Origin of the sequence: Acutalibacter intestini (assembly GCF_034334985.1) — a bacterium.
Taxonomy (GTDB): domain Bacteria; phylum Bacillota; class Clostridia; order Oscillospirales; family Acutalibacteraceae; genus Acutalibacter; species Acutalibacter intestini.
The window spans coordinates 22997-35123 of sequence record NZ_JAWXXL010000035.1 but is presented as its reverse complement, the minus strand read 5'-3'; the positions used below and the strand labels follow the sequence as shown (position 1 = coordinate 35123).

General features: G+C 54.7%; 9 protein-coding genes. All 9 read left to right on the top strand.

Going from position 1 to position 12127, the window contains the following annotated elements:
• Positions 1-330 precede the first annotated feature (330 nt).
• The 9 genes from U8U68_RS17595 (at position 331) to U8U68_RS17555 (ending at position 12121) form a co-directional block, all read left to right on the top strand.
• Positions 331-1308, top strand: a complete 978-nt coding sequence (locus U8U68_RS17595; RefSeq protein ID WP_322203154.1) for a glycosyltransferase family 2 protein — start codon at positions 331-333, stop codon at positions 1306-1308.
• Between the two features lie 3 nt (positions 1309-1311).
• Entirely contained in the window at positions 1312-2433 is a 1122-nt protein-coding gene (locus U8U68_RS17590) for a polysaccharide pyruvyl transferase family protein (protein WP_322203151.1), read from the top strand.
• Positions 2434-2563: 130 nt separating this feature from the next.
• Positions 2564-3679: a Coenzyme F420 hydrogenase/dehydrogenase, beta subunit C-terminal domain gene (locus tag U8U68_RS17585; RefSeq protein ID WP_322203149.1), complete on the top strand. Its 1116-nt coding sequence runs from the start codon at positions 2564-2566 to the stop codon at positions 3677-3679.
• Between the two features lie 181 nt (positions 3680-3860).
• Positions 3861-4505, top strand: a complete 645-nt coding sequence (locus tag U8U68_RS17580; RefSeq protein WP_322203147.1) for a DUF1919 domain-containing protein — start codon at positions 3861-3863, stop codon at positions 4503-4505.
• A gap of 88 nt (positions 4506-4593) precedes the next feature.
• Positions 4594-6288 (top strand): ATP-binding cassette domain-containing protein, encoded by a 1695-nt coding sequence (locus U8U68_RS17575; RefSeq protein ID WP_322203145.1) that lies wholly within the window; start codon positions 4594-4596, stop codon positions 6286-6288.
• Positions 6289-6297: 9 nt separating this feature from the next.
• Complete coding sequence (locus U8U68_RS17570) at positions 6298-6882, top strand: DUF3267 domain-containing protein (protein ID WP_322203143.1); 585 nt, start codon at positions 6298-6300, stop codon at positions 6880-6882.
• Between the two features lie 288 nt (positions 6883-7170).
• Positions 7171-8157, top strand: a complete 987-nt coding sequence (locus U8U68_RS17565) for a glycosyltransferase family A protein (protein WP_322203141.1) — start codon at positions 7171-7173, stop codon at positions 8155-8157.
• Between the two features lie 236 nt (positions 8158-8393).
• Positions 8394-10262: a hybrid sensor histidine kinase/response regulator gene (locus U8U68_RS17560; RefSeq protein WP_322203139.1), complete on the top strand. Its 1869-nt coding sequence runs from the start codon at positions 8394-8396 to the stop codon at positions 10260-10262.
• Positions 10259-12121 (top strand): HD-GYP domain-containing protein, encoded by a 1863-nt coding sequence (locus U8U68_RS17555; RefSeq protein ID WP_322203136.1) that lies wholly within the window; start codon positions 10259-10261, stop codon positions 12119-12121. Before U8U68_RS17560 ends, U8U68_RS17555 begins: the two co-directional genes overlap by 4 nt.
• The last annotated feature ends 6 nt before the right edge of the window (positions 12122-12127 follow it).

Genomic DNA, 12127 nt, shown 5'->3' with positions numbered 1-12127 from the left:
ATTGCCAACTATCCACGCAAAATTTTAGGTTGGAAAACGTCTGAAATGCTCTTCCGTGAAGCCGTCGCCGCCCTCTGAAAAAAATATTTCAAATTTTTTCGCATTTACTCTTGACATTTCCGTTCACCGGCTTTTTACACAGCAGCATTCTTTTAGGCAAGCGCACTTTAAAATATCTTTCTACAATTGAAATATTATCATCTACTGAATGAAAAGTCAAGGCCAGCCCAATAGATTCTGTAATATATTATGGTATCATCGAGAGTGCCGCCCCCATGAAGTCTAGCTTTTTTAAATTTTTTTGCGGATGCTTTTTCAGGAGTGATTTTCTTGCCAAAGGTTAGTGTCATTGTCCCAGTATATAACAGCGCGCCCTTTTTGCCCCCATGTCTCTCTTCTTTGGCCGGGCAGACTATGAGAGACTTTGAGATACTGCTCATTGACAACGGCTCCTCTGACGGCGGGGACCACCTGTGCCAAGAATTCGCTGACAAGGACCCCCGCTTCCGGCTGCTGCGCCAAGAAAAGCGGGGTGTCTCCGCTGCCCGGAACATGGGTCTGGACGCCGCGGTGGGCCAGTACCTGTTCTTTCTGGACAGCGACGACGCGCTGCACCCCCGGGCCTTGGAGGAGCTGAGCGCCGCCGCTGATTCTTACCAGGCAGACATTGCCCTGTTTGGATATAAAAAGATGGACACAGCCCAACTGGCCGCTCTTTTGCAAAATCCGCCGGAAGATCTCCCCACCTGGCAGCTGGCCCAGGGCGAAACTGTAAAGCGCTGGTTCCACCTGGAATACCTGCCAATGTTCGCCCTGGCAGGGGCCAAGCTGCTGCGCCGTGAAGCAGTGGGCTCCCTGCGTTTTCAGGAGGACCTGGCCCTGGGCGAGGACACTTTGTTCGCATACCAGCTGCTTCCCCAGTTGTCCACCGCTGTACTGGCGCCCCAAGTACGTTATTATTACCGGACCCACGGCGGCAGCGCCACCCAGTCCGCCGCCCTGGCCAAAAGCCCCCAGTACATGCAGGTTCCCCGGCTGATACGGGATGCCGAACAGCAGCGAGGAAATCTGGACTTTGCCCTGCGGTGGGAAGTGGACATCCTGTGGCGCATTGCCGCCAAAAGCTGGACCATGTACCGGGCCCGCGACCGAGAGGGCATAGCGCTGTTTGACCAGTTGGCCCGAGAAGAACGCCAGCAGTCCCTTTACCGGCAGCTGTCCTTGCCCTATAAGATTTATTTACGATTCCGGCCTTTCTCCTATCCGGCGTATTGCGCCCTGGCCAAACTACGAACTCTTTGGAGGTAACCTATGGCGGCTTCTCCTCTCCCCTCGGTGGGCATTCTCACCTTTCACTGCTCGGACAACTGCGGCGCAATGCTACAGGCCTATGCTCTGCGGCAGTTTTTGCGGAGTGTGGGTTTCCCGACCCAGATCGTCCCCTACGAGCCTTTCTACCTGACTGGCCGACACTGGCTAGTCCCCTATTTCCCTATGTGGAACCCGCTGCCACAGCTGCTAAGAACCGCCTATTTAACCCTTGCGCACCTGCGGGCGGGCCGGGAATTTTTCCTCTGCCGCAAGACTATGCGGGCCTTTCGGAAGCAGCTGCTGGACCCGGGACAAAGACCTTTCCATACGGAGAAAGGCCTGGGTTCGCTGCCCTATGCCTGCTACGTGGTGGGCAGTGACCAGATCTGGAACCCGGACATTACCTTTGGCCTGCGGCCCGCCTATTTTGGGGCTTTTCAGGCCCCGGCCAAGAAACGGGTCGTAGCCTATGCCGCCAGCTATGGCCAGGCGGCACTGCCTCCTGGGTATGAGAAGGAATTTTCCCAGCTAATCAGCGGTGTAGACGCAGTTTCTATGCGGGAGGCGGAGGCTCTGCCCTATGTGCGGGGGCTGTACAAGGGGCCTGTATCCGCTGTACTGGATCCAGTGTTTCTCATTGATCCAAAGGAGTGGAAAGCAGTAGAGGAATACCCCGCTTCTGGGGAATACATCCTCATCTATACCGTCAAGCCGGACGAGGCTCTGGCCGCTTACGCGCGGGAGTTTTCTGCCCGCACTGGCCTGCCTATTGTGGGCCCCCTTTGCGCCGGAAGCTGGCGGCCCGCCGGAACCACGCCTCTTCCCGCCGCAGGTCCCGGCCAACTGCTGGGGGGCATCCATCGGGCCCGGTATGTGGTGACGAATTCCTTTCATGGCACTTCCATAAGCATCCTTTTCCGGCGGCCCTTTGTTACCTTTCCTCACAGTGCCGGGGATGCCCGCATCAACAATATTTTGAAGATTCACGGCTTAGAGAGTCGTTTATACCAGGATGGCTTCCAAATGGACGCGCCCATTAACTGGGACTGGGCCGAGGCCGCCCGAGTGGAGGCGCTGGAGACTTCCAAGACTTTTTTGGTGGAGAATTTGAGACTGGAATAAGCGAATACGGGGTGGTCTTTGGCAAGGTCGTGGAACCCTATCTTGCCAAAGGATTATCACCTTTGCTCTCTTTTGGTATTTTGCGCTTGTTTTCGGCCGCCGGATTACTTAATTTTACTGAGGTTTCTTTATGAATCTATTTACCCAAAAAGAAGCGTGCTGTGGCTGTGGGGCCTGCGCCGCTGTTTGTCCCCGGGATGCTATTTCCATGCTCCGGGACCGGGAGGGCTTTGACTACCCCCAGGTGGACGCTGGTCTCTGTGTGGAGTGCGGCAGGTGTCAAACGGTATGCCCCGTTAAAAATCCCGGCGGCGAAAGCTGCCATAACACTTATCTGGGAGCCCGAGCCAAAGCGGACGCGGTGCGCTTTGGCAGCTCCTCTGGAGGCATGTTCCCCCTGCTGGCCGGACCTGTGCTGGAGCGGGGCGGGGCGGTGTGGGGCGCGGCCTTTGACCAAGACATGGCTGTGGTCCACCGGGAGGCCCTGAACCTGGAAAGTTTAGACGCTCTTAAACGTACCAAGTACGTGCAGAGCCGGATGGACCGAGCTTTTGTCCGTATTCGCAACCGCCTGGAGCAAGGGCAATGGGTGCTGTTCTGCGGCACGCCCTGCCAGGCCAGGGCTCTCCAGCTATTTCTCTCTAAGGATTATCCCACCCTGCTGCTGGTAGATCTGGTCTGCCACGGGACGCCATCTCCCGGTATGTGGGAAAGTTATATCAAGTATTTACAGCGCCGGTATGGCCCATTGGAAAGCTTTAGTTTCCGAGACAAGCGGGCCAGAGACAGCGGCCACACCCGGGCTTTTGTGGCCGGAGGGCAGGAACACAGCGCCCCTTTAAGCCAGGACCTATACATTTGGCCTTTCCTCACCGGCTGTACCATTCGCCCCAGCTGCCACAGCTGCAAATTTTGCACACCCCAGCGGCAGACTGACTTTACCATTGGGGACTTTTGGGGTGTGGAAAAGGTGCGCCCCCAAGCAGACGACGGCATGGGCATTTCTATAATGATTCTGCATAACGACCGGGCCCGGGAATACTGGAGGCTGGTGGAGGGACAGACAGACTGCTTTTCCTGCACTAGAGAGGAGATCCTCCAGCCCCGGTTGCAGGGTCCGGCTCCCGTGGGCTACCGGAACGCCTTTATGGCCGCGTACCAAACCCTGGGCTTCCTGTCTGCCGCCAAGCTGTACCATGCCGCCATTGGAACCTTTAGAGCGGTCAAAAATCTGCTTGGACGGTAGGACTGGTGAGCTCCAGGCAATGATTGCTATCATCCAGGCAACCCCACACAAAGATTTTTGTCAGCTTGCGGCAGTTTTGCGCCGACAATCTCGCCATTGATAAGCCAAAATGCCGCAAGCTGGCGAAAAAAGGCCCCGCAAATCCTGTGCGGTTTGTCTAAAATATCCGAGGAGATCTTTTATGCCTAATATCCTATCAAGAGCGTGGAACGCGGGCTGCTGCCGGTTTGGCATAACAGAGCGCAGTTTATACAACCGGCTGCGGCGCGCCCGGTTGAAAAACGTCCGCTTCAGCATCATTTCCTGCAACTGTACTGGCAGTACTATGTACAAGGACTTGGGCCTGCCGTATCTTTCCCCCACCGCCAACCTAAGCATTTTTGCGGAAGATTTTGTAAAAATGTGCGGCGATCTGCCTTATTACATGTCACAGCCTGTGCGGCCGGCAGAACCAGACCCCGGGGAGCCTCCCCAAGGCCTGCTGGGCGACGTGCGGATTCATTTCGTCCATTACGCCAACTTCTGCCAGGCCGCCGCAGCCTGGCAAAGGCGGACGGCACGCATTAATTGGGACAATATTTTTCTTGTGGGCTGCGACCGGGACGGCAGTACCTATGACATTATGCGGCGGTTTGACCAGCTGCCTTATCCCAAAGTGTTCTTCACCCACAAGCCCTACCCAGAGATTTCTTGCGCCTTTCCTGTCCCTGGCTTTCAAGAACGCGGCCAACTGGGAGACATCACCGCGTTCCGGCCCGGCCTTATCCGGCGGCGGTATATGGACGTCTTTGACTATGTAAGCTTTCTTAATGGTGAATCGTATTGAGCATCTGGAAGAATATGGTTTTTCAAATTCTGGTCAACAACTTTTCACCCCAGTAATGGTTCAGTTATCAAAGAACGGAGGATCTCCCATGCCAAAGACCATGAATATCTTCCTCTATCTGGTGCGGGCCCTGGACCCAAAGGAACGCCGGGCCTGCAAGATCTACATAGTCCTCAGTCTCATTAGCCCCGCTTTGGATATTATCAGTTTTTCCGCCGTCATCGATATTTTACAGGCCGCTATGGGCCAGGGGGCCGTTTCCCCCCAGCTGCTGGCTAAGGCCTTTGCCATGGCTGGGCTCTCGGTGACAAAATGCTTTTTCGAGCTGTATAGGCGGCGGGTGACCAACCGCTTTGTCTATGCTGGAGCCCAAAAGCTATCGGTAAAGCTTCACGAGATGCTGCTGAAAGAGGACTTGTCTAGCCACAACCAACGCAGCGTGATGCAAGCCCTGGCCCTGGTGCGCTCGGATACCACCGCCTGCGTGGGCATTGTCACCGGCTGTGTGGGGGCGCTTACCAGCGGGACTACCATGCTGGCGTATATCGCCGTGTCGATTCAAGCTGTGGGCTGGGTGGGGCTGCTGGGGGGCGCCGCAGTACTGGCCTATACTGCCGGACTATTTCTGTTTTATCGGTCCCGCATCCGGGTGTACGGGGAAAAAATGCGGGAACTGACCATTCGCTCCAACGCCCAGGTTAGCCTGGCCTACGGGGTATTTAAAGAGATCAAAACCGGCGCACCGGTGGAGGGCATCCTAGAAAAGTACCAAGATGTAAGTCTGGCCCACGCCCAAGTTCAGGGCAAATACAATTTCCAGACAGGGGTCTTGTCTGTCATTATGGTGGATTCCTTAACTGCTCTGCTGTTTTTGCTGCTGGGCATTCTCCTCTCACAAGGAGACGGCGTCCTCTCTATGCTGGGCTCGCTGGTGGTCTATTTTACCGCGTTTATTCGTTTGGCCCCCCTGGCCTTTCAGATTGTCACCAGCCTAAACAGTATCGAGTCCTCTAAGCGTTCTTTTCAAGTGGTACGGGACGGGCTGGAAAAGTACCAACAAATCAAAACCGCAGAAGCCGCCGCCCAGGCAGGCCCAGGTTCTGGGCTTAGCCTAAAGCAGGGCATTGCCGTGCGGGGGCTGTGTTTCTCTTATGGCCCGAAAGCGGTGATTTTTGAAGATGCGGAAATGGAGATTCCCGCTGGAAGCGCTGTGGCCATTGTGGGCCTTTCCGGCGCGGGCAAAACCACCCTGCTGGACCTGCTGCTGGGGCTGCTGAAGCCCCAAAAGGGCAGCATTTCCTATGACGGAAAGGACATCGCCGGGATAGACTCACTGACCCTGCGGGGGCTTGTAAGCTATATTCCCCAAACCGTGTACCTAAACGGTGAGACCATCCGCAACAACGTGGCTTTTTTCGCCGGGAAGGATGGGCCGGACCAGGCCCGTATTATCCGCTGCCTGCAATGCGCCCACATCTGGCAGGATGTGGAGCGCATGCCCCAGGGCCTGGACACTGTAGTGGGCGAAACGGGTACGGCCATCTCCGCCGGGCAGCGCCAGCGCATTGCCCTGGCCCGGGCCCTGTACAAAGATTTTGAGCTGCTGGTAATGGACGAGGCCACCGCCGCCCTGGACGCAGGCACCGAGGCCGCGGTGATGGAGTCCATCCGCCAGGCGAACCAAACCAAAACCCTACTGCTGGTCACTCATCACGGAGCCCTGGCTCAGCGCTGCGACCGGGTCTACCAGGTGGAAAACAAAAAAATCCTACGGATCAAGTGAGGTGTTCTTATGCCGCATATTATTTTTAAAGGTATTGCCCGGGCAGACGACCCAGACCTGCTGGCAGTGAATCCCAAGCCCGCTGGGGCCCGGGATTTGCGGCTGTCTTCTGTGGCGGAACAGGTCCTGTGGATGCTGCCAGGATTTTTTCTCTGCATAACCTCTATGATTATGAAAGCCCGACTGACCGGGCGCTTTCCCCTGCTGGCCCCTTTGCTGCCGGTGGGCGTTTTACTGGGAATACTGGCCTGCTTTCTCCACGAACTGCTCCACGCCCTGCCCCAGCCCAAAGGAGCTATTGTATACATTGGCTTTATCCCAAAGGGATTTCTTTTCTTCATGAAGTGCAAGGAGCCTATCAGCCGCCAGCGCTTTGTTTTAATGGCCCTGTTGCCGGTAACTTTAGGGGTCATTCCTCTGGCGCTGTTCTGGTTTTCCACCAGTTCTGCGCTGTGCGCCCTGTGGTGGCCCATGGCCATGATTGGTTTTCTCTCCCCAGCCCCGGACTATGCCAACGTTTTTCATATTTTAAGAGAAGTGCCGCCCAAGGGGAGGATTCAAGATGCCGAGCAGGGACTGTGCTGGTTTGTTTGATAGAAAACTGGAACTATGAATAGGGGATGGCCTGGGACAAAACCGCAGTTTATTGCACCCCCATCCCTAGATTTGCAGCTTATCTGCCACTGCTAGACGTTCCTCTCTACCACTCGCGTACTAGATCCCACAATATTTCCTATTTTCAACTGTAATTAACGCTAACGCAGCTTGAAATGGATAAACTTCTTTTGACCCCGCGGCAAATCCGCCTACTTTTTTAGACTCGTTGTTATTTCGCAATTTTTCAGTGCGTTTATTCTATCCTATGGAGAAAGGAACTTCCCTATGGCCCGCAGCTTTATCCCTGGCCTGGTGTCTATTGTAACGCCTGTTTATAACGGCGAGGCACATCTAGCGCCCATGCTGGACTCTGTACTGGCCCAGACCTATGACCAAGTGGAGATGATTTTGGTGGACGACGGATCTACCGACAACACCTTCGCCCTGGGAGAAAGCTACCGACAACGCTTTGCGGACCGGGGCTACGGCTATCAGATAGTGGCCGCGCCCCATTCCTGCGCTGCGGGAGCCATGAACTACGGCCTTCCCCTGGCGTCCGGCCAGTTTTTGGTATGGCCAGACAGCGACGACTACTTGGAGCCGGATTCCATCAAAATCCGGGTTCAGTATCTTTTCGCCCACCCCGAAGCGGGTGCTGTGCGGTCTCTTTCCTATTATTTTCAGGGAGAACCCAGCCAACGGCTGGACCGGGCCGACGAGCGCACTGGGAATTTGAACCGGCAAAATATTTTCTGGGATTTGCTCTTCTTCCGCACCTTTGTGTGCTGTGGCTGCTATATGCTGCGCACAGAGAGCTTTTTCCAGGTGTACCCTCAGGGACACATTCCCGTGTACCCAGTGGGGCAAAACTTTCAAATGCTGCTCCCCTATCTATACCGCTACAGCTGCCATACTCTTCCCCAGCGTCTATACGGCGTGTGTGTGCGGCCGGGCAGCCACTCTCGCGCTTTTCTAAGCCAGGAGCAGACTTACGAAAAATATGCCCATTATGAACGGATGGTGGACGAGCTCGCCGGTATCTGCGGCATAACAAGCCGCGGGGAACGCCGGCGGCTGGCCCGGTGGAAGTTCAACCGGCGGGTAACGCTGGGGTTTACTTATAAAGACAGAGCTAAAATTATCTCCGCTATGGAATTGACCCAGGGATGTGGGGGGCCGCTTTTGGGTGCTGCCTGGTACATGGGCCTTTTGCTTCGGTATAATCCAGCCGTATGGCTGGCCAAAGGACTGTTTCAACGGAGAAAGAGATAGGGATAATATAATATTCAGAAAAGCCATTGTAAATATCTGTCTTGGGTAGTATAATAGGGCATAGTAGCGCTTGTTATTATGCCCTATTACTGTGGGCCACACCGGCTGTTTTTTGGCACAGGCTTATTTTCTCTTCTGCTGGGAAAGCACCCTTTGCAGGCGCCGTTTATTATATCGTTACGTTAGTCTATTTGGTTGATCTCTCATTTCTGCCCAAGGGAAAGGATGAACGATTTATGGAAAATCGGGAGCTTGCAAATGTTTGGGAAAAAGTAGGTCTGCCGGTGCTGGTTTTTCCCGCTGGCAGCATCCGCTCTATTTATTGCAACAGCCTTGCTTCCGCTCTCTGTGGTGGAGACCTTTTTGCTGCCCTGCCCCCCAATGACGCCCGCCATTTGCAAGACGCTCTTTTGGGCCGCAGTGATCCTCCCTTTTTTTGCCGCTTGGGCCAGGAGGTCTACTCCGCGGTACTGATTCCCTATGAAGAATATGCTGTGTGCCTGCTGCACCAGGTCACCGGCTACTATAACCGCACCCAAAACGCCCTGGACGAAGCCATTATGGCCAGCAAGGCCAAGACCAACTTTCTCTCGGAAATGTCCCACGACATCCGCACCCCCATGGGGGCCATTGTGGGGCTTACTGAAATAGCCCTAAACCATAACAATTCCCCCCTAAAAATTCAGGAATGCCTGGAAAAGATTAAAGTGGCCTCTGGCCACATGATGTCTCTGCTGAACGAAGTACTGGACATGTCCCGCATTGAGAGCGGCCGAATCAGCCTACAGGCAGAAAAAACCAATGTGGCGGACCTGCTGCATGAAATCCTCATTGTGGCCCGCCCCCAGGCGGATGCGGGCCAGCTAAAGTTTTCCCTGGAAATGGGCCCTGTTTACGCCGAAAACCTCATGCTGGATGCAGTACGCCTAAAGCAGGTGTGCCTAAACCTTCTCTCTAACGCCATTAAGTACACCCCCGCCGGGGGCTGGGTGGACTTCTATTTTGCCATTGAGCCCAAAGACCCCGGCCAAGTGCTGATGACCATGCGGGTGAAAGACAACGGCATTGGCATGAGCCGGGAATTTTTAACAAAAGTTTTCTCCCCTTTCGAGCGGGAAGAAAAAAATTCTGTCAACAAGATTCAGGGTACCGGGTTGGGCATGGCTATTACCAAGAACCTGGTGGAGCTGATGAACGGCTCCATTCAGGTGGAAAGCGAAACTGGCAAAGGCAGCTGTTTTTCTGTAGAGATCCCCTTTTCCTCCACCGGAGACGCTGTTTATGACGAGTTGGCAGGCCAGCGGGTTCTTCTTTTAGACCCCAAAGAAAAACGGGCCCGGCAGGCCATTGTCATGTTGACACAGCTGCGTATAGAGACTGATTGGGCCCAAAGCGCCAGCGAAGTAATGGACTTTATTAACGACGCGGACCTTTCCGGAGAGGAATACTATGCTTTTCTCACCGTGGAAAAAATTGAGGGAGCCGAGATGACCTTGCTGCTGCCAGACATCCGGCGCCGTCTGGGCGACAAGCCTATGTTACTGCTGACAGACAATGACTGGAGCCAGATCGAATACATATTCACCCGCTCTGGGATTGACAGCTTTATTCCCCTTCCTCTATTTAAAAGCCGGCTGGCAGCAGGGCTTTTCAGTCGTGGAAACACCAATGATCCCACCGTGCCGGAGGTCCATTCTTCTCAGGGCAGTCTTACCGGCTGCCGGCTCCTGCTGGCCGAGGACAACGAGCTGAACCGGGAAATCGCCCAGGAACTGCTGGAGGAATCCGGCGCGGTTATCGAGTGCGCGGTAGACGGTCTGGAGGCATTGACCATGTTCCAGGAATCCGCCCCCCAGTATTACCAAGTGATTTTAATGGACGTGCAGATGCCCAAAATGAACGGCCTGGACGCCACCCGGAACATCCGTCTGCTGGACCGGCCCGACGCAGGGACCATCCCCATTATCGCCATGACCGCCAATGCCTTTGTGGAGGACATGAAGAACTCTTTAGATGCTGGAATGAACGCCCATATATCAAAGCCCCTGGACATGGATAAGGTATTCTCCACCATAGAAGCACTGCTAAGAGGGACCACATCATGAAAGAATACCAGGAGAGATATATTGCGAATTTAAAGGAAATTTTCCTGCTTACCGCGCCCCCCCAGGAGATTCCTCAGGATGTTCCCGCCTTTGCAAAGGAGCGACGCCGGTGCTGGGAGCAGGCCCGGGTTTTGGCTGTGGAAAATACCGTCCTGCTGCGGGAGGAGCTTTTTCCTGTGTTGGACAACATCGTTTCCGCCAGCGAAGAGGATGTTGAGAACCTGGAGGAGTTTGCAGGCCAGCTACTCTCTGGGGCCACACAGCTGGACGTAGTGCTAAACTATTACCTGCACAACGCCCTGATTGTCTACGCCCGCCGCTGGAATAAGCGGGATATGTTGATTAAGGCCTTATACAACGGAGCCATGGCTCTATTTTACATGGAAGATCTCGTGCGCCACGCCGGGCAGAGCCGGTACAAGTGGAAGATGTCTAGCCTGTTTGGCGAGGCGGCTTCCTTTATCAAACAGTACGATGAGATCGAGGATCAGGAGACCCGGGGGTACATCCACCGGGCTATGGGCAACCTGGCCTTGGCCTATGCGGATTTTAATGAAGAAGATGCTACAAAAAAGATGAAGGCCATCCGCCGTTCCCTGCGGTTTTTAGAGGACCCGGTCTACCATGAAAAGTCCCCTGATCTGCCCTGGGACCTGTATATCTATAAGTCCCACCAAGAGCGCACCACCGGCCTGGGGCTGCTGCGGGCCGGCGTTAACGCGGACCCGCAGATTTTAGGCGAGGTGATGGAGTCTGCCGAGTATGTCATTAACCGGCAAAGTGCGCTAAGCCAGCGCCGGGGCATGCCTACCTCTCTGCGGTGGCAGTACTCCTACCAGGCGGCCCAGTACCACTGCGGCATTCGGCCTCTCTCCTATCTTTTGGGCTGGATGGAGTCCACCTATATGAACCGAGATGAAACGGATTATTCCGGCGAAGGATTCTACCACAACATGTTCCTACCCGCCCTTTACGCCATCTATATTGACAGTAGCCCAGAGTACCGAATGAAGAAGAAAGAGGTTATGGGGCTAATGTACCGGCGCATGATGGTATATGTGCGCAATATGCCTGACAACCAGATGTGTGAGACCACCCTTCAGCAGCTTTTGGCCTGCCTCCAGTCCTTTGTAGAGTATCCGGACGGAGTCCTGCAAAAAGATTTCATCCTACAGCTGGTGGTTTGCCGGGGGCTGGACGCCTTTGTCGCCTCTCGCATGGCGGCAGAAGTGGCTGGTATGATGGTGGAACGAGTGCTGGAGCTTCAGCCCCAGTATTTGTTGGGGGCTTTGGGATTCTTTACAGTGGAGGCCTTACAGGCGCACTGCCTTCAGCTGAAGCAGTTCGTCTTTGACAGCTGCCTGCTGCACAATGTGGGTATTTTGGTGTTCAGCAATATGATCCGCCGCATTGGCCGCAGCTGGCTGGAAGAGGAAAAGGAGATGTACGAATGCCACGTATACGCCGGTGAAATGCTTCTCTCCCAGGGAGAGTCTACCCGGCCCTATATTTCCGCCGCTAAGGGCCACCACAAGTTTTATAATGACCAGGAGGGCTACCCCAAAGAATACAGCCGGAAGGATGGTCCAGAACAGGTACTAACAGATATAGTCAGCGGAGCCTCCCATTTGATGCGGCTTATTGACAACCGGGTGTTTCTCTCTTTGTCCTCTATGTCTCTGGACCAGGCCATGGAGCAGATTAAAGCCGACGCCGGTATACGCCTGGCCCCTGAGGTTTCTCAGCTGCTGCTGGACCTGCGTCCGCAAATTGAAGAATATCTCGTAAACGGCCAGGTGGAGGCCTATCGGGAAGCCTTTGCGCTACAATCTGCCTCCCCGTCGGAAAAATCCATGTAATGCCCT

Bases quoted from the DNA above. Each gene is read 5' to 3' on its own strand.
- U8U68_RS17555 (WP_322203136.1), top strand. From the start codon at position 10,259: ATGAAAGAATACCAGGAGAGATATATTGCGAATTTAAAGGAAATTTTC.
- U8U68_RS17560 (WP_322203139.1), top strand. From the start codon at position 8,394: ATGGAAAATCGGGAGCTTGCAAATGTTTGGGAAAAAGTAGGTCTGCCG.
- U8U68_RS17575 (WP_322203145.1), top strand. From the start codon at position 4,594: ATGCCAAAGACCATGAATATCTTCCTCTATCTGGTGCGGGCCCTGGAC.
- U8U68_RS17585 (WP_322203149.1), top strand. From the start codon at position 2,564: ATGAATCTATTTACCCAAAAAGAAGCGTGCTGTGGCTGTGGGGCCTGC.
- U8U68_RS17565 (WP_322203141.1), top strand. From the start codon at position 7,171: ATGGCCCGCAGCTTTATCCCTGGCCTGGTGTCTATTGTAACGCCTGTT.
- U8U68_RS17590 (WP_322203151.1), top strand. From the start codon at position 1,312: ATGGCGGCTTCTCCTCTCCCCTCGGTGGGCATTCTCACCTTTCACTGC.
- U8U68_RS17570 (WP_322203143.1), top strand. From the start codon at position 6,298: ATGCCGCATATTATTTTTAAAGGTATTGCCCGGGCAGACGACCCAGAC.
- U8U68_RS17580 (WP_322203147.1), top strand. From the start codon at position 3,861: ATGCCTAATATCCTATCAAGAGCGTGGAACGCGGGCTGCTGCCGGTTT.